General features: G+C 72.8%; 16 protein-coding genes. 9 read left to right on the top strand and 7 right to left on the bottom strand.

Annotated features, from left to right (window positions below; all coding sequences use genetic code 11):
- Positions 1 to 21 precede the first annotated feature (21 nt).
- Positions 22 to 2709: a helix-turn-helix transcriptional regulator gene (locus DFJ67_RS32805; RefSeq protein WP_116072192.1), complete on the bottom strand. Its 2688-nt coding sequence runs from the start codon at positions 2707 to 2709 to the stop codon at positions 22 to 24.
- A gap of 143 nt (positions 2710 to 2852) precedes the next feature.
- Here DFJ67_RS32805 and DFJ67_RS32800 point away from each other — a divergent pair, with 143 nt between their 5' ends.
- The 3 genes from DFJ67_RS32800 (at position 2853) to DFJ67_RS32790 (ending at position 5424) form a co-directional block, all read left to right on the top strand.
- Entirely contained in the window at positions 2853 to 4199 is a 1347-nt protein-coding gene (locus DFJ67_RS32800; protein WP_116072190.1) for an alpha/beta hydrolase family protein, read from the top strand.
- Between the two features lie 75 nt (positions 4200 to 4274).
- Positions 4275 to 4736 (top strand): VOC family protein, encoded by a 462-nt coding sequence (locus DFJ67_RS32795; RefSeq protein WP_170216086.1) that lies wholly within the window; start codon positions 4275 to 4277, stop codon positions 4734 to 4736.
- A 28-nt stretch (positions 4737 to 4764) separates the two neighbouring features.
- Complete coding sequence (locus DFJ67_RS32790; protein WP_147315690.1) at positions 4765 to 5424, top strand: hypothetical protein; 660 nt, start codon at positions 4765 to 4767, stop codon at positions 5422 to 5424.
- Between the two features lie 106 nt (positions 5425 to 5530).
- Here the strand turns inward: DFJ67_RS32790 and DFJ67_RS32785 are convergent, their stop codons facing one another.
- Complete coding sequence (locus tag DFJ67_RS32785; RefSeq protein ID WP_116072184.1) at positions 5531 to 6169, bottom strand: hypothetical protein; 639 nt, start codon at positions 6167 to 6169, stop codon at positions 5531 to 5533.
- Between the two features lie 112 nt (positions 6170 to 6281).
- Here DFJ67_RS32785 and DFJ67_RS32780 point away from each other — a divergent pair, with 112 nt between their 5' ends.
- From DFJ67_RS32780 to DFJ67_RS32770, 3 genes are read left to right on the top strand one after another with little or no spacing between them, the layout of a single operon-like run.
- On the top strand, positions 6282 to 6797 hold the full coding sequence (locus DFJ67_RS32780) for a PadR family transcriptional regulator (RefSeq protein ID WP_116072182.1): 516 nt from the start codon (positions 6282 to 6284) through the stop codon (positions 6795 to 6797).
- Positions 6794 to 7531: an ABC transporter ATP-binding protein gene (locus tag DFJ67_RS32775; protein ID WP_239097118.1), complete on the top strand. Its 738-nt coding sequence runs from the start codon at positions 6794 to 6796 to the stop codon at positions 7529 to 7531. The genes DFJ67_RS32780 and DFJ67_RS32775 overlap by 4 nt, the downstream gene beginning before the upstream one ends.
- 5 nt (positions 7532 to 7536) lie before the next feature.
- The gene (locus tag DFJ67_RS32770; protein WP_116072180.1) at positions 7537 to 9342 is read left to right on the top strand and encodes an FtsX-like permease family protein; all 1806 of its coding nucleotides are present in this window, start codon (positions 7537 to 7539) and stop codon (positions 9340 to 9342) included.
- Between the two features lie 4 nt (positions 9343 to 9346).
- On the opposite strand, the gene DFJ67_RS32765 is transcribed toward DFJ67_RS32770, so the two are convergent.
- Genes DFJ67_RS32765 through DFJ67_RS44795 form a run of 3 tightly spaced genes read right to left on the bottom strand, consistent with a single transcriptional unit; the run spans position 9347 to position 11467 of the window.
- On the bottom strand, positions 9347 to 9739 hold the full coding sequence (locus DFJ67_RS32765; protein ID WP_116072178.1) for a DUF3052 family protein: 393 nt from the start codon (positions 9737 to 9739) through the stop codon (positions 9347 to 9349).
- 9 nt (positions 9740 to 9748) lie between these two features.
- Positions 9749 to 10660: a YobF C-terminal domain-containing protein gene (locus DFJ67_RS32760; protein ID WP_116072176.1), complete on the bottom strand. Its 912-nt coding sequence runs from the start codon at positions 10658 to 10660 to the stop codon at positions 9749 to 9751.
- Positions 10661 to 10675: 15 nt separating this feature from the next.
- A complete protein-coding gene (locus tag DFJ67_RS44795; protein ID WP_116072174.1) occupies positions 10676 to 11467 on the bottom strand; it encodes a MerR family transcriptional regulator in 792 nt (263 codons plus the stop codon).
- A gap of 193 nt (positions 11468 to 11660) precedes the next feature.
- Here DFJ67_RS44795 and DFJ67_RS43010 point away from each other — a divergent pair, with 193 nt between their 5' ends.
- Positions 11661 to 11828 (top strand): hypothetical protein, encoded by a 168-nt coding sequence (locus tag DFJ67_RS43010; protein WP_170216085.1) that lies wholly within the window; start codon positions 11661 to 11663, stop codon positions 11826 to 11828.
- A gap of 3 nt (positions 11829 to 11831) precedes the next feature.
- Here DFJ67_RS43010 and pepN read toward each other — a convergent pair whose 3' ends face one another.
- Both pepN and DFJ67_RS32745 read right to left on the bottom strand, forming a co-directional pair.
- Positions 11832 to 14195 (bottom strand): aminopeptidase N, encoded by a 2364-nt coding sequence (gene pepN, locus DFJ67_RS32750; protein WP_116072172.1) that lies wholly within the window; start codon positions 14193 to 14195, stop codon positions 11832 to 11834.
- 267 nt (positions 14196 to 14462) lie between these two features.
- Positions 14463 to 15887, bottom strand: coding sequence for an MFS transporter (locus DFJ67_RS32745; RefSeq protein ID WP_116072170.1), 1425 nt, complete (start codon positions 15885 to 15887; stop codon positions 14463 to 14465).
- Positions 15888 to 16015: 128 nt separating this feature from the next.
- Here DFJ67_RS32745 and DFJ67_RS32740 point away from each other — a divergent pair, with 128 nt between their 5' ends.
- Positions 16016 to 16597, top strand: a complete 582-nt coding sequence (locus DFJ67_RS32740) for a TetR/AcrR family transcriptional regulator (protein WP_116072168.1) — start codon at positions 16016 to 16018, stop codon at positions 16595 to 16597.
- 46 nt (positions 16598 to 16643) lie between these two features.
- Positions 16644 to 17549 (top strand): phytanoyl-CoA dioxygenase family protein, encoded by a 906-nt coding sequence (locus DFJ67_RS32735; protein WP_170216084.1) that lies wholly within the window; start codon positions 16644 to 16646, stop codon positions 17547 to 17549.
- The last annotated feature ends 2 nt before the right edge of the window (positions 17550 to 17551 follow it).

Here is a 17551-nt window from a genome sequence, read left to right as displayed (position 1 = left end):
CTCTCGAACGGGCGTCACCCGTCAGCGGCGCAGCTCGCGCCGGGAGGTGATGCGCAGCTTGGCGAAGATCTTGGAAAGGTGCCATTCGACGGTACGCGGGCTGAGGAAGAGTCGTTCGCCGATCTCCGGGTTGGACAGCCCTTCCCGGGCGAGCCGGGCGATCTGCGCCTCCTGCGCGGTCAGCCGGCCGGTGGGCGGGGCGGCGCGCTTGTGCGCGGTCTCCCCCGCGGTCGCCAGCTCGCGCTCCGCCCGCTCGGCGAAGCCCTCCATCCCGCGGTCGGCGAACTCGGCGTGCGCGACCCGGAGCTGCTCCCGGGCGTCGGCCCGGCGCCCCACGCGGCGCAGCCATTCGCCGTAGACGAGGTGGGCCCGCGCCTCCTCGCCGCGCAGCGGTGTCGCGGCCAGCAGGTCGATCGCCGCCCGGTAGTGCTCCTCGGCGGCCGGGCCCTCGGTGATCAGCGCCCGGCTGCGCTCCTCGATGCCCAGCGCCCACTCGGTGCCGGCGGCCGCGGTGGCCGCCGCGAGCCGGTCGAAGGCCGCCGCCGCCTCTTCGGGCCGGCCGGCCCGGGTCGCGCCCTCGACGAGCTCGGCCAGGATGCCCCACGGCGGGAAACCGAGCACCGGCGGCTCGTGGTCCTCGCTCGCGGCGGCGTCGGCCGCGGCCGGGTACTCGCCGCGCCCGTTGTGCAGCACCGCCAGCGCCCAGGCCACCGCGACCAGGCCGGCGCCCTCGCCCCGGCGCCGCACGTCGGCGGCCGTCGCCTCGGCGAGCGCTTCCGTCTCGGCGGTCTCGCCCCGCCACGCGCCCAGCATCAGCTCGCCGAGCGGCAGGAACGGGCGGGCGGTGGTCGCGTCGGTCGCGGCCCGCAACTGGTCGAGCAGGCCCGCCGCGGCACCCAGATCGCCGGTCAGCACGTCCGCGGCCATCCGGGAGTTGAGCGCCGCCGGGAGGGTCGACAGCGCGCCGTTCTCCCGGGCCAGCCGGACGAACTTGCCGGCGAGCCGTGGCCAGCTCGGGAAGTCCCAGACCTGGGTCGACGTCACGCAGGCCAGCCACAGCCAGCGGACCGCGTCCGGCCCGACGGCCGGCCCGTCGCGGAACGCGACCACCGCGCGCCGCAGCACCGGCAGAGCGGCCGGGTAGCCGTCGGTGAAACGCATCGCCAACCCGTCGAGCAGCAGGTCGGCGGCGCGCGGCGGGTCGGGTGCCGGTGGGCCGGCGCGGGCCGCCAGCGCGGCCTCCCGCAACTGCCCCTCGCCGAGCGCGCCGGCGAACATCGCCGCCGAGATGGCCTCCAGGTAGGTGGTCCGGGCCAGCTCCGGATCGAGCGCTTCCAGGTCGGCGGCAGCGGCGCGGAGCAGCGGGGAGGCCGCCGCGTCACGGTTGCGGATGAACGCCACCCGGGCCCGGAGCAGCCCGGCCTCGGCCCGTTGGACCTTGTCCGGCCCGCCCGCCTCGGCCAGCGCGATCAGGGCCAGCGCACGGTCCGGCGAGCCGGCCTCCAGGCTGCATTTCGCGGCCAGCAGGGTGCGGCGGGTCCGGCGGGCGGGATCCCCGGTCAGCTCGGCCGACCGGAGCAGGAAGCTGGCCGCCGCGGCGAGGCCGCCGCGGGCCATCGCCTGGCCCGCCGAGCGCTCGAGCCGGTCGGCGATCTCGTCGTCGGGGCCTTCCACGGCCTGCCCGGAGTGCCAGGCGTGCCGGTCCGGGTCCAGCTCCCGGTCGGTCGCCTCGGCCAGCGCCGCGTGCGCCTGCCGCCGCTGCGCGTCCGGCGCGGCGGCGTAGATCGCCGACCGGACCAGCGGATGCCGGAACCGCACCTGGGGACCGATCTCGATCAGCCCGGCGGCAGCAGCCGGCGCCACCGCGCTGGCCGGGATCCGCAGCCGTTCGGCGGCCCGCCAGAGCAGCACCGGGTTGCCGGTCGGGTCGGCGGCGGCGACCAGCACGAGCAGTCGGGTCGACGTGCCGAACGCGGCCAGCCGGCGGCGGTAGTGCTCCTCCATCCGGGCCGGCAGCGGGGCCTCCCCGGGCGTGCCGGGCGCGGGGGCGAGTTCCAGCAGGGCGAGCGGGTTGCCGCGGGCCTCGGCGATGATCCGCTCCCGGACCGGCTCGTCGACCGGGCCGAGCAGCACCGTGCTCAGCAGGGCGCGGGCGTCCTCGTCGGCCAGGCCGGCGATATCGAGGGTGGGCAGCCCGACCAGCTCCGCGGGCTCCGGGTCGCGAGTGGCGAAGACCAGGGCGACCGACTCGGCGCGCAGCCGGCGGGCCGCGAAGGCGAGCGCCTGCAACGAGGCCCGGTCCACCCAGAGCGCGTCGTCGACCACGGCCACCAGCGGCTCCTCGGTCGCCACCTCGGCCAGCAGGCTGAGCACGGCCAGACCCACCCGGAACCGGTCCGGCGGCGGGCCCTCGCGGCTGCCCAGTGCGATCTCCAGGGCGGCGCGCTGCGGTTCCGGCAGGCCGCCCAGGCGGTCCATGAACGGCGCGCAGAGCTGGTGCAGGCCGGCGAAGGCGAGTTCCATCTCCGACTGGACGCCGCCGGCGGCGACCACGCGGCAGCCGGACGCGCGCATGGTCAGGTGGTCGAGCAACGCGGATTTCCCGATGCCCGGCTCACCCCGGACCACCAGCGCCCGGCTCTCCCCCGCCCGGACCGCGTCCAACAGTTCGTCGCACACGGCGCGTTCGGGGCGCCTCCCTAGCAACATCCCGGCTCCTCACGGCCACGATAGGCCGGGCGGTGCCCCGGGCGTGGGCGGACGGGGTTTTCGCACTGACAGTGCAGTATTGACACCCGTAAGCCGGCCTGCCTACCGTCAACTCCCCAAACCCCTCGGGGAGGAGCGCGACGATGCGCCGTACCCTCCTGTTCCGCGTCCTGGTGTCCACGGTCGCCGCCGTCACCGCGGTGACCGCCCTCCCCGCGGCGGCGGCCGCCGGGGGCACACCCGGCGACCAACCACTGCCCGGCTACACGATCGTCAACCCGCCACTCGCGCCGGCCACCGCGGGCGGCCAGCCGACCACCGTCAAGCAGGGCACCCACGCGCACGCCGCCTACATCATCGAGGTCCCCGCGCACTGGAACGGCGACCTGGTCATGTGGGCACACGGCTATCGCGGCCAGGGCACCGTGCTGACCGTCGACCCGCCGGCCTTCGGGCTCCGCCAACGCCTCCTCGACCAGGGGTACGCATGGGCGGCGTCCTCCTACACCGGAAATGGTTTCGACATCCGCGCGGGCGTCCTGAGCACCAAGGACCTGACCGACCACTTCGGCCGGACGGTCCGCCGGCCACACCACACCTACATCGCGGGCGTCTCGATGGGCGGCTACATCATCGGCCGTGCGCTCGAGGAATACCCGCGGCTCTACGACGGCGCCCTGCCGATGTGCGGCGTCATGGGCGACCAGCGCCTGATCGACTACTTCCTCGACTTCCAACTCACCGCCGGGGCGCTCAGCGGCGTCAAGACCTACCCGGCCGGCGCCGACTACCTGACCTCGGTGGTGCCGGCGGTGCAGCAGCAACTCGGCATCGCGGCGATCACGCCGCTCGCGCCGGAACCGACCAACGCGCTGGGCCGGCAGTTCCGCGACATCGCCGTCAACCTGACCGGCGGCCCCCGCCCGGGCGCGGCGGCGTCGTTCGCCTACTGGAAGAACTTCGTCTTCTCGCTCAGCGCGCCGAGCGCGTCCTCGGACACGCCGGCGCAGGACCCGGGCCTGATCTCGACCAACCTGTTCACGCGCTACACCCCCAACACGCCGGTGAACGTGAACCGTTCGGTCCAACGGGTCGCGCCGGAAGACGTCTACCAACGGGTGTCCACCCGGCTCACCCAGGTGCCGAAGATCGAGGGCCGGCCGCGGGTGCCGGTGCTGTCGCTGCACGACCTCGGCGACATGTTCGTGCCGTTCGTCAACGAGCAGCAATACAAGGCTGACGTCGACCGCAACGGCCGCGGTCGCCTGCTCGTGCAGCGGGCCGTCCGGGCCACCGAACACTGCGAGTTCAGCCCGGCCGAGGCCGGCGCCGCCTGGGACGACCTGGTCGGCTGGGTGCGACATGACCGCAAGCCGGCCGGCGACCGCCTCGACGCCCGCTCGGTGGCCGCACCCGACTTCGGTTGCCGGTTCAGCGACAAGGCGGCGTACGCGACCGGCACCCGCCGGCTGTTCCCCGCCTGCCCCTGACGAAAGGCCTATGTTCGGGTTCGCCCGCCACGCACCCCGCCGGCGGGCGAACCCGAACATCGAATGGGGTACGCCATGTCCGAACGGCCGGAGAACCTGCGGTTCCTCTCCGGGCTCATCGTGGTGTCGACCGAGCCCGAACGCCTGGTCCACTTCTATCGCGACCTGCTCGGCGTGCCGCTGGTGGAAGAGCGGCACGGCGATTCGGAGCCACACTGGGGTTGCGAGCTCGGCGACGTGCATTTCGCGATCCACCCGGCCGACGACTACCCCGGCGAGGCGACCGGTGGCGGCGGGATCAAGCTCGCGTTCCAGGTGTTCGACCTGGACCCGCTGGTCGCCTGGCTGGCCACGCACGGCGTCGAGACGAGCTATCCGCCGGTCGAGTTCGGCACCGAATCGCGGATCACCGCGGTCCGCGACCCGGACGGCAACCTCGTCGAACTCACCCAGTTGGGTCCGTCCTGGCTCGACCACCTGCGGGCACACCGGGCCGCGGGCGGTGATCTCGTCGCACACTGGAGCGAGCGTCGTTAGTTCCGGTATGGAGACGACGGTCGGTCGGGTGACCACCACGGTGGCCGGTGGGTTGGTGGTGCTCTGCGCCACCGGCGCGGCGCTGTCGGCGGCCGTGCCAGGCCGGGGCACGTATGGCACTCTGCGCGGTTGGAACTATCCCGCCGCGGTGTGGCCGCTGTTGGCCGCCCTGGCCTGCGCCGGGGTGGTGATCGTGATCCGGCCGGAGTGGCTCCGGCCCGCCGCCGTCGTCGCCGCGGTCGTCGGTGCGCAGGTCGCCGGCTACGGCGTGGTCGCGGTTCGGGACTGGTTCAACGCCAACGGGGCGCAGGACATGGCTTCGCACAATCTCGCGACCGTGGTGACCTTCGCGGCCGCCGTCGCCGTCTGGGCCACCGTCGCGACGTGCGTGGCTGTCGGCCTGCTGTGGCGCGAGCCGACCGGGGTGGCGCTGCCGGGTTTCCGGGCCCTGGTCGTCGGTGGCATGGTGGCGGTCGGTCTGCCGTTCGCGCTCGGCGCCGCGTTCCGCGACCTCGACATCACCAGCCTCGGCCAGTACGCCCTGACTTATTCGCTCCCTTGGGGAGCGGCCCTGGCCGCGGCCGGCTGGCTCGACAACGGCGAGGCGCTCGCGGCACGCGCGACGGTCGCCGGGTCGGCGGTGCTCGCCGCGGTCACGGTCGGCGCCGCCTTCGCGAGCTACGCCTGAGCTCCTGCCGCGCTCGAAGATCGCGGCGCCCGCGCGAGCGATGCCCGAGCCGTTCGATCCTGCCGAGCGCGAAGATCGCGGCGGCCCGCCTCGCTGAGACCGGGACCTACTGCTGGGCGTTGATGATGTCGCGCTGCCGGCCATAGCGGTGCATCTGGTAGACGCCGTGCAGCAGAATCAGCACGACGCCGACCGCGACACCTGAGGTGATCGCGGCGCCGAGGCTGGTTGTGGGCTGATAGACCAGCAGCGCGACCCCGGCGCCGGCGACGATCGAGTTGATGATGCCGATCGCCGACGAGATCGTGAAGAACACGCCGCGCCGGTAGCCGCGCTGGCCAATCTCGATCATCTCGTTGGGTGCGCGTTCCGTGGCCACCGGGAAGTAGCGGTCCGCGCCCGGCAGCAACGTGCCGTAGTAGCGGCGGATGCGTTGGATCGACACGAGCGCGGCGACGTCTTCGAGCGACGTCTCGACCAGTCGTTCGTAGGTGAACACGCCGAGGATGAACACGACCGGGATGATCACGGCGAGGAAGTAGAGCGCGAAGTGCGTCGAGGCCAGGAAGCCGAACGCGACCAGCGAGCTCGACAGCGTCATCAGGTAGAGCGACGCCCGGCTGCTCGACTCGTTGACGGTGATCCCCCGCGCCGACTCCAGCACGAAGTGCTCGGTGAGTAGCGCGTTGAAGAACGCGAGCGGGCGGTCCGCGATGGCGTCGACGGACTCGTCGGCCGGCGGCACGCGCCGAGGTTGAGGGTCCACAATCTCCACATTCCATCATGGAACTCCCATGTGGTTGACATTCCCGAGGGATAACCGTTAGCTATAGGGGCTAACGGTTAGAGGGGGTGCGATGCAGCAGGAAGTGTTGCTGGCGATGCTCGCCAAGGAGCCGTCACACGGCTACGAGTTGCGGGCGCGGCTGCGCGACGCGCTCGGCCCGCTCGGCGAGGCGCTCAACGCCGGCCAGGTCTACGTCTCGCTCACCCGCCTGGAGAAGGCGGGCCTACTGGCGGCCGACGGCGGCGACCGGTCCGATCGCAAGGTCTACGCGCTCACCGCCGAGGGCCAGCAGCGGGTCGCCGAGTGGATCGCCGAGGTGAGCTGGCCCAAGCCCGACCTGGCGGAGTTCCACCTCAAGCTGGTCGCGGCCGCCGCGGCCGGGATCGCCGACCCGCTCACCATTGTCGACACCCAGCGCCGCGAGTTGCTGCGCCGGCTGCGCGAGGCACAGCGCGCCGCGATGGCCGAGCCGGCCGGCTCCAACGCGGCGCTGCTGCTGGAGGGCGTGGTGCTCCGGCTCCAGGCCGACCTGCGCTGGCTCGAGGCGTGCGAGCAGACCTGGACCCACCGAAGGAGCGGATCGTGACCACCGCACCCATGCTGCGCGCCCGCGGCCTGCGCAAGGAGCACGGCCGGGGCGCTGGCCTGGTCCGCGCCGTCGACGGCGTCGACCTCGACGTCGCCGCCGGCGAGACGGTCGCGGTGATGGGCCCCAGCGGCTGCGGCAAGTCGACGCTGCTGCACCTGCTCGGTGGCCTCGACCGGCCGTCCGGCGGTGAGGTGTGGCTCGACGGCAGCCGCGTCGACGACCTCGGCGAGAAGGCCCTGGCCCGCATCCGGCGCACCGCGGTCGGCTTCGTCTTCCAGGCCTTCCACCTGATGGAGGAGCTCACCGCCGTGGAGAACATCGAGTTGTCGGCGCTGCTGGCCGGCCGCTCGCCGCGGGCCGCCCGGCGGCGGGCGGAGGAGTTGCTCGAGCAGGTCGGCCTGGCCGACCGGGCGCGGTTCCTGCCGTCGGCGCTGTCCGGTGGCCAGCGGCAGCGGGTCGCGGTCGCCCGGGCGTTGAGCAACGAACCGCTGGTCGTGCTCGCCGACGAGCCGACCGGCAGCCTCGACAGCGCCGCCACCCTCGACGTCCTGCACCTCTTCGAGAGCCTGCACCAGGCCGGCCAGACGCTGGTCATCGTCACCCACGACGCCCGGATCGCGGCCACCGCCGACCGGCTGATCTCGATGCGCGACGGCGCGTTCGTCGACGAGACCAGGCTGACCGGCGGCAGCACCGGGCACCTCGGTGCGCTCGTCGGGCTGGAGGACTGACCGCGATGGGCCGGATCCTGCTCGTCACCCGCCTCGCCCTGCGCGACCTGCGGCGCCGCCGCACCGAGGCCACGCTGCTGCTGCTCGCCATCATGGCGGCCACCACGACGCTGACCCTCGGGCTCGTGCTGCGCGACGCGGCCAGCGACCCCTACCAACGCACCAAGGTGGCGACCAACGGGCCCGACGTCGTCGCTGGCGCCGCGTCGCCAAATGACCTCGAAAGCCTGACCGGCGCTCCCGGCGTCGTCGACCACAGTGGACCGTTCCCGATCGCCCCGGCCACGCTGGAAACGAAGGCTGGCAGGTCCGACGTGCAGGCACTCGGTCGCGACACCGCGACCGCCCCGGTCGACCAGCCGGCGCTGCGCGAGGGCGGCTGGGTCCGCGACGGCGGCGTCGTGGTCGAGGCCGCCTTCGCCGACGCGCTCGGCATCACAGTCGGCGATCCGATCACTGTGGACGGTCGCCCGTTCGCGGTGGCCGGCGTCGCGGTCACCGCCGCCCTGGCCCCGTACCCGGGGACGCGGTGCATCGTTCTGGTCCCCTGCGCGCACGGCGCGCCGCCCGAGGAGCCGCTTCCGGCGGACCTGTTGCGCAACCCCGGCCTGATCTGGTTGACCCAGGCGGACCTGCGCGGCCTGCACCCCGACTCGCTGTCCTACGCACTCAACCTGAAGCTGGCCGACCCCGCGGCAGCCCCGTCATTCGCGGCTGACCAGCACATTCGGGTGGAGCCGTGGCAGGAGGTCCTCGCCGAGGCGACCGAACTGGCCGGCGACGCCCGGATCCTGCTGCTCATCGGCGCCTGGCTGCTCGGCCTGCTCGCGGTGGCCAGCCTCTCGGTGCTGGTCGGCGGCCGGATGGCCGATCAGACCAGGCGCGTGGGCCTGCTCAAGGCGGTCGGCGGGACACCGGGCCTGGTCGCCACCGTGCTGCTCGCGGAGTACGTCGTCGTGGCCCTGGTCGCGGCCGCCGCCGGGCTGGCCGCCGGGGCGCTGACCGCCCCGCTGCTCACCCGGTCGAGCCCGGGCCTGCTCGGCACCGCGGGCACGCCGTCGCTGACCTGGCCGACGATCGGCCTGGTGACCGCGGTCGCGCTCGGCGTCGCGGTGGTCGCCACCGTCGTCCCGGCCTTGCGCGCCGCCCGCACCAGCACCATCACCGCGCTGGCCGACGCGGCCCGCCCACCCCGGCGCACGGGTTGGCTGATCGCGGTCTCGGCGCGGCTGCCGGTCACGCTGCTGCTCGCCCTCCGGGTCGCCGCCCGCCGCCCGCGCCGGGTCGTGCTCGCCGTGCTCAGCGTCGCGATCACGGTCAGCGGCATCTTCGTCATCCTGGTGCTCGACGCGTTCCTGACCTCCCGCCCGTTCGCGGCCGGCTACGACCAGGCCCAGACCGACTCGCTGCGCCAGGTGCTGCTGGTCGTGATGGTCATCCTGCTGAGCCTGGCGGCGGTCAACGCGGTCTTCATCACCTGGGCGACGGTGCTCGACAACCGGCACTCGTCGGCGCTGGCCCGCGCCCTCGGCGCCACCCCGCGCCAGGTGACCCTGGCGCTGGCGGCCGCCCAGGTGCTCCCGGCCCTGGCCGGCGCCGTGCTGGGCATCTTCCCGGGCGGCTACGCCCTGTTCCAGGCGATCATCGCGATCACCGGCGGCGACAGCGACCGGGCCACCTTCCCGTCGCTGTGGCAGTTGCTGGCCCTGGTCGCGGCGACGGTGCTGGTGGTGGCGGGGCTGACCGCGCTGCCGGCCCGCCTCGGCGGCCGCCGCCCGGTGACCGCGACGCTCCAGGCCGAACACGCGTGACCGCTCAGGCGCGGCGTTCCTTGCGCCAGACGAGCTTGAGGGCCGACCAGTCGTGGTCGAGGGCGGCGACCTTCACGTCGACGAGACCCCGCGGCAGCGCGGCGTCGCGGATGGCGTTCTCGGTGACCTCGCTGACGTGACCGGCGGCCTTGCGCGGCCAGGCCACCCAGAGCGCGCCGGCGGGAAAGATCCGCCGCTCGTTCCCGGCGATGACCGCGTCGACGGCCGGCAGATCACGGGCGAAGGCGACGATCACGTCGGCCGCGGCGGCGGAGCGGTCGGCGTCGTGCGGCTCCTCCTCGAAGGCCCAGCCGTCGTCAGCGCCGACCACGTCCCAGGTCGCGCCGGGGCGGATACCCAGCTTGGCCAGTTGCCTGGTCCCGGCGTACCCCGTCATCGCTTGATGTTAGGTCAGGGCGGACCGCAGCTTGTCGTAGGTGGGTGCCAGCTCGCGCAGCGCGGCGGCCGCCTTGCCGAGGTCACGCGTCACCATCGGGTGCTGCAACGAGCCGACCAACCGCGCCTGGGTCGTGGCGATCCGCGCCGCCTCCGGAAAGCCGGCCAGCCGCAGGCAGTCGGCGGTGTCGCTGAGCCGTCGCGCGCCGACCCGGATGGCGAAGTAGATGAGATGCTCGCGCAGCCCGTCGCCGGCACCGGCCTCGATGAGCTGGGCGACCCGCTCGGCCGCCTCGCCGTTGCCCAGGCTGCCGGGCGGCATCTTCGGATCCCCTTCCATCGCCAGCCACGCGATGGCGGCCGGGATCGTCGACCGGATCGCGTCGGCGTCGGCCACGTCGGCGACCTTCACGAAGTCGGTGCGCATGGTGTAGGGCTGGCCGTAACTGACCGTCTCCGCCCGCCACGCGAGCAGGAAATCTTCGACGGGCACCTCGGCGTACGGGTAGCCGTGTGGATCGTGCACCAGCACCCGCTCGTCGTTGACGTCGAGCACGACGACGAAATGGTCGGCACCGATCGGCCCGGTCATCTCGGGGTGGTGGCGCAGATGCCCCATCTCCAGCGGACCGGCCCACACCGGCCCCTTCCCGGCCGCGGCGGCAAGCCGGGCAAGCGGGTCTCCCCCGCTGCTCGTCGCGGATGTCCAGCCGATCGCCGCCAACGCCTGGTCGAACCCCTGCTCGGGATCCCACCCATAGGCGTCGAAGAACACCAGGTTGCCGCCGACTAGCTGCATGCCGAAGGGCCCGCCGGTGGCGACCTCGATGACCGCGGTCGACGGCGACCGGTCGCCGAGGAGCATCGCGAAGGAGTTGGCGTAGCAGTAGGGGCCGTTGCCCACATAGGGAAGGTGGCGCACGGAAAGCCTTTCGGGTCAGCGGACGACCGGGTAGGCCACGTCGAAACGCGCCCCGGTTCCCGGATAGATCTCATAGGGATGGCCGGTGCAGGTGACCCCGGCCCGGGCGTCGGTCCAGGCCTCGACCGCGTCGTACACCCGCAAGATCAAGGGAAGATCCTCATACCGCTCGGGTACGGGCAGGAAGGCCTCGACATGCGCGGGCACGAGCCGGATGTGCAGATCGCCGGCCGGCTCGACGCTCCCGTCGTAGGTGACCGCCACCTCGACCAGCCCGTCGCTGTCGTACGTCACCAGATCCTGGAAATACACGAGCTTGGTGCCGTCGCCGGGCAGCCCCGAAGCCCGCAGGTGCGCCCGGATGTCCCGCTCCGCCGCGCGGACCAGCTCCGGCAGGGCACCCGAACCGATCCGCCGGCTGCGGCACAGCACCTTGGTGGCGGGCACGTCGCGGAGGCCGACCGCGTCGAGCAGCGCGGCGTCCGTCACGGACACCGCCTCGATCACCGCCGCGCTCTCGTCGAGCAGCCTGCGCTGGGTCCGCAGCCAGCCGCGCAGCTCGAGCTCGCGGGCGTCAGGCGTGAGGTCCGCGAGGAAGCCGATCCGGCCGAGCGGCAACCCGAGCGCCCGCAGCCGCGCGATCAGCCGGGCCCGCGGCAACTGGTCGGGGCTGTAGGAGCGGTATCCGGTCGCCGGATCGACCCGGGCGGGCACCAGCAGCCCCTGCTCGGCGTAGAGCCGCAACGCCTTCGGCGACAGCCGCGCGGCCGCCCCGAACTCGCCCGGCAGCAGGTGTTTCCTCTCCACACCGCGAGTCTGCGGCGCGCCCCAGGGGCGAGGTCAAGTCACTCGAGGCCGTCGTGCGAGATCGCCGCACATGACACCGACGTCGACCGTCGCGGGAAGGTCGAGGTGACGCTGCCGCATTCCATTTCCCTCGACGCATGGCCGGGCCGCAGACGGGTAGGCGCAGGTGACAGACGATCCTGAGGAGGATCCGGTGAGCGAGCCAGAAGAAAGCCAGGAGAAGACCTCGAAGACCGACGCCGTACTGCTGAAGCCTGTGCTCAAAGACCTCAAGGACCTCAAGGCCGGCGAAGATCTCGACCCGCCCGAGAGCCGCCGCCGTTCGTCGCGCAAACAGGACGGCACGGACAAGAAGGGCTGAACGTCAGGCCGCGCGGTCGTCGAGTTCGTCCTCCCAGGCCCGCCGCAGCACGGTGGGCACGTCGGCGCGCAGCGCGTCGCGTACCAGAGACAGTTCCTCGTCGGTCAACGGCAGCGCTGGGAACGCGGCGCCGACCGCGGCGGCGAACGCCGACCCGCGGGCGGCCAGCGACGGTGCGAGCGTGACGTAGGCGGCGACATACGGCGCGACCAGGTCCCGCTGCGACAGTGACCAGAGCCCGTCGGCCAGCGCCCGGAAGCGGCTGACCGGCACGTCGGCGTCCTCCGTCATCGCCGCCCAGGCCGCCGACTTCGCCTCGGCCGTCGGGCGGGCAGCCAGCGCCGTCAACGCGCCGAGATCGGCCCCGGCCGTGCCGTCCCGCAGCCGCTCGGCCTCGATCTGCGCGGCGTCGATGCCGCCCAGCTCGGCCAGCCGGCGTACGACGGCCCAGCGCAGCTCCGGGTCCAGCGCCCAGCCCTGGTCGGTCGCGTCCGCGTCCAGCCAGCGCCGCAGCAGCGCGGTGTCGCTCGTGCTCCAGGCCAGCCCGCGCGCCAGGGCGACCGCGCGCTGCTCGTCCGGCTCGGCGTCGAGCGCGCAGGCCGCGGCGACGGGCTCGAGCGACGCCGGCATCCGGCGCACCATCCGCAGCGTGCGACTGAGGGCCGCGGCCACCAGGGTCGGCGACGGCTCGCGCGGGAGTTGCCGCGCCAGCAGGTCCAGGTGGTCGGCCGGCGACACCTGGTCGAGCATCGTCGTCCAGAGCACCGCCCGCACGAGCGGGTCCGGCACGTCGGCCAGCCCGCGCGACACGGCGCCGGCCGAGACCGGATCCAGCGCGATCCGGGCGAACGTCTCGCCGTACGCGTTGGGCACCACCACCAGCCCGGCCCACTCCGGCAGCGCGAGCGGCTCGTCGGCGAGGTCGACCAGCCGCGTGCCGACCAGCTCCAGCGACGCCGAGAACGCCGCCACGGTGAACCGGTGTGGCCGCACGCCGTCGCGGGTCAGCACCGGCACGTCGCCGCGGCGGGTGACCCGGATCGTGTCGTGCCCCGACTGCCGCAGCCAGACCCGCGCCCAACCGCGCACGTCGCGCGGCGAGGCGGCGTCGAGCGCCGACAGCAGGTCTTCGAGCGTGGCGTTGTCGAACCGGTGCTTCGTGAGGTGCGCGTTCACCCCCGCCAGGAAGTCCGCCTCGCCCAGCCAGGTCACGAGCTGGCGGAGGACCGCGTTTCCCTTCCAGTAGGAGATCTCGTCGAAGATGGTCGTGCCGGTGTCCACATCGGGCACGTCGGCCGCGTTCGGTGCCACCGGGTGCGTCGACCGACGCCGGTCGGCGAGGTAGGCGCGGGGCTTGTAGGCCGCCTCGAACGACACCCGGGTGCCGGCGAACCCGGCCGCCGTCTCGGCCACCTCGAAGCCCATGTAGTCGGCGAACGACTCGTTGAGCCAGACGTCCTCCCACCAGACCGGGGACACCAGGTCGCCGAACCACATGTGCGACATCTCGTGCGCGATCACCTCGGCGCGCTGGCGGCGGTCGTCGTCGGTGACCCGCGTCCGCGGCAGCATCGACTCCTCGAACGTGACGCAGCCCGGGCACTCCATCGCGCCCCAGTTGAGCTCGGGCACGAACACCTGGTCGTAGGAGTCGAACGGGAACGGCTCGGTGAAGATCTCGGCGTAGTGGTCGAAGCAGACCTCGGTGACCCTGCGCAACTCCGCGGCGTCGCGGTCGAGCTCGGCGGCCAGCGAGCGGCGGGCGTGCCAGCCCATCGCCAGGCCGCGATGCTCCCACCGCACCGAGTGGTAGGGCCCGGCCACCACGGCGAACAGGTCGCACGCGATCGGTTGAGTGGTGGCAAAACCGAATTGACCATTCTCGGCGTACGTCGGGAGCCCGTTGGACAGCACCGTCCACGTTGGATCCGCCGTCACCGTCAGCGTGATCGGTGCCCGCAGGTCGAGCTGGTCGAAGCAGGCGAACAGCCGCTGGGTGATGTCGACACCGAGATACCCGCCGACGTAGCGCTCACCGTCGACCGGATCGGTGAAGGTGTGCATGCCCTCACCGTCGGTGACATAACGCAGCCGGGCGTCGACGACCACCTCGTGCGGCCCGGGTGTCAGGCCGGCCAGGGCGATCCGGCTCCCGTCGTACCCCGGAATGATCGTCGATCCGTCGAGCGTCACCTCGAGCGCCTCCGCCCGATGCAGTTCGAGGAACGTGTCACCGCCGGTGGTGGTGAACCGGACGGCGACCCGGCTGCGGAACGTGTCCGCGGCCGTGACGTCGAGCGCCAGATCGTAGGAGACTTCGGCGAGCATGGCGGCCCGGGCCCGGGCCTCGTCCAAGGTCAGCGACACCCCGACAGGCTATGGCCTGACCGCCGGCGCTCCCGACGTCCCCCGGTCAGCCGGCTCGGTTGAGCTCGGCGAGGGCTCGGCTGAACTCCTCGGGCGGCAGCACGATGCGGTCCGGCAGCCTGCGGAGCACCGCACGCGAGGCGCGTGAGTCGCGACGACAGAGGGGTGTCGCCAGGTCCGCGTCCGGCGCACGGCGCGTGGACTGGTCCCGTCGTCACCGGGTCGGTACCAGCCTGGCATCCGCCGCATCCTCAAGCGCCCCCGCCGTCACGCGGTGCGGCGGCGGCCCCAGGGCAGGACCAGCGAGGCCACGACCGCGACCAGGCCGGCGGCCGCGCAGACCCAGAAACCGTAGGTGAACGCGTCGTCGGTGGGCAGGCCCTGCGGTGTGCTGTGCGAGGTGATGACGGCCGCGACGACGGCGGTGCCGATGCTGCTGCCGATGGTCCGGGCGATCGTGTTGACGCTGGTCGCCTCGCCGGTCTGGGCGGCCGGAACGCTCTCGATGATGGCGTTGGACATCGCCGCGAACGCCAGGCCGATGCCGGCACCGGTGAGGATTCCGGAGAGCAGCATCTGCCAGATCGCGTCGTGTGCGACGGCCGGCAGCGCGAACGCCACCACGACCAGGGAGACACCGAGGAACATCGGGAGCTTGGGGCCGAAGCGGCGGTCGAGCAGGCCGGCCAGCGGGCCGAAGACCACCATCGTCAGCACCGTGGGCAGCAGGAACAGGCCCGACTGGGACACCGACTTGCCGAAGCCGTAGCCGGTCGCCGCGGGCAGTTGCAGCAGCGTCGGGATCAGCAGGAACGTGCCGAACATCGCGAAGCCGAGACCCAGGGCGACGACGTCGGTGGCCCAGACGCCACGCAGGCGCATCAGCCGCATGTCGACGAGCGGCTCGCCGACCCGCAACTCGACCAGGACGAAGACGACCAGGGCGACGAGGCCGAGCACGAGCAGGCCGACGGTCGAGGTCGCGCCCCAGCCCCAGCTCTGGCCCTTGCTGATCGCGAGGAGCAGCGAGACCAGCGCCACGGACAGGATCCCGGCGCCGAGCACGTCGAGGCGACCCGGTTTGCGGACCGGCGACTCGGGGATGCCGAAGATCGCTCCGACCAGGGCGATGACCACGACCACCAGCGGGAGCCAGAACAGCCAGTGCCACGACAGGTGCTCGACGATCGGGCCGGCGGCCACGATGCCGACGCCGGCGCCGACGCCGAAGATGGCCGACAGCAGGCCGACGGTGACGCCGACCTTTTCGCGGGGCAGTTCGTCGCGGACGATGCCGATCGACAGCGGCAGGATGGCGCCGGCGGCGCCCTGGAGGGCGCGGGCGATGATCAGCACGATCAGGTTGGGTGCGAGCGCGGCCAGCAACGTGCCGAGCAGCAGCACCGCCAGCACCACGATGAGCACGCGGCGCTTGCCGACCATGTCACCGAGCCGGCCGAGGATCGGCGTCAGCACCGACGCGGACAGCAGGTAGGCGGTCAGAATCCAGCTCACGTCGGCCGTCGAGGCGTTCAGGTCCTGCCCGATCGTCGACAACGCCGGCGCGACCAGCGACTGGAGCACCGCGAAGGCCAGACCGCCCAGCGACAGGTAGAGCACGACGAGCGTGCTGTTGGGGCGCCGGCCGGCGGGGCGGGCGGCTTGGCGCGTTAGCTCGATGATCTCTGTCATGGAATCCCCGAAGCGCGTTGTAAACAGTTGCTGACTTGGCCAGTATCCGCACCTCAAGCCATAAGTCAACAATGGTTTACCTCACACTTGATCCGCTTGTACGCTGGCCACGAAAGGAGGACCGACTGATGACCATCGCCCGGCGCCGCGACGCGGCCGGCACCCGTCAGCTGCTGCTGCGTGCCGCCCGGAGCCGGTTCGCGCGCAACGGGTACGCGGCGACGACCGTCCGCGACATCGCCGACGAGGCCGGCGTCAACGTGGCGCTGATCAGCCGCTACTTCGCGTCCAAGGAAGGCCTGTTCGAGGCGTGCCTCCAGGGTGTCGGCCACGAACTCGGCGACACGGTCCGCTCCGACGTGGGCTTCGACCAGGTGCCCCGCACCATCGCCCGCCAACTTTCCGGCCAGCACGTCGGCGAGCACCCCAACCAACTGCTGCTCCTGCTGCGGTCGTCCGGCGACGAGCGGGCCGAGGAGATCCGGCTGGGCATCCTGCGCTCGTTCGCCGAACGCCTGGCGGCCGCGACCGGCCGCCCTCCGGACGGCGACGACGAGCACCTGCTCCGCGCCCAGATCGCCCTCTCGGCCGCCCTCGGGCTCGCTCTGCTCCGGTCAACGACCACAATGGAGCCCCTGGCGTCGGCGCGGGAGCAGGATCTGATCGGCCCCATCGAAGATCTCTTCCACGCGCTGCTGCCGGGCGCCTGACGAAATCCGGTTGCCAGCGCGGCTCGCGCGCCGGGATCCTGGCCGGGTGGACGTGGACCTCGACACCTGGCAGCGCGACGGTTTCCTGATCCTGCCGGGCTTCGTCCCCGCCGACGACCTCGCGTTGGCCACCCCCGAGCTCGACCTGATGTTCCCGTCCGCTCACGGCTTCCATTCGGGCACCGATCCCCGTCGCGACCGCTTCATCGGCGACGAGTTCGCCGGCATCGACACGTTTCCGTTCGCCAGCCCACGATTGAACCTGCTCGCCGTGCACGACCGCGTCCTGGCGCTGGCCGCGCACCTGCTGGGCGACGACGACATCCTCATCTACGGTGCCGAGGCCTGGGCCAAATACACCGGGGCCTGCGACTACGACCAGGACCTGCACCGCGACTACCTCGGCCACACGCTCCTGGTGCCCAGCAGCACACCGGGTTGCCGGCAGGTCGAGATGTTCGTCTTCCTCCACGACGTCCCGGAAGAGCTCGGCCCACCGCACCTGGTCTCCCGCCGCCACACCGCACACCTGCCGGCCGTGCCCAACTGGTTTCTGCGGGCCGGACAAGACGGCGGCTCGCGCTTCGCCAACGACAGCGGCAGCCCCGACCTCTACGCGGCCGAGGTCTCCGGCGCCGGGCCGGCCGGCACCGTCATCGCGTTCGAGCCCGGCACGTTCCACCGGGGCACCGGGCTGACCGCTCCCGGCGGCGCGCGCTACAGCATGCAACTGTGCTTCCGGCCGGCCAGCGTCCACTGGGGTCAGCGCGTCGGCTGGGCCGAGCGGAGTTTCTCCGACGCGTGGGCCGAATTCGTCCCGCGGGCCACCCCGCGCCAGTTGCGGGCGTTCGGATTCCCGCCACCGGGGCATGCTTACTGGACGCCGGAGACCCTGGCCGGCATGGCCCAGCGCTACCCGGCGCTCGACCTGCGCCCCTGGCAGCCCGCCTAGGA

It is taken from the genome of Asanoa ferruginea, assembly GCF_003387075.1.
In the GTDB taxonomy this organism is placed as follows: Bacteria; Actinomycetota; Actinomycetes; order Mycobacteriales; family Micromonosporaceae; genus Asanoa; species Asanoa ferruginea.
Note: the sequence above shows the minus strand (reverse complement) of the source record. Positions and strands in the feature narration are given on the sequence as shown.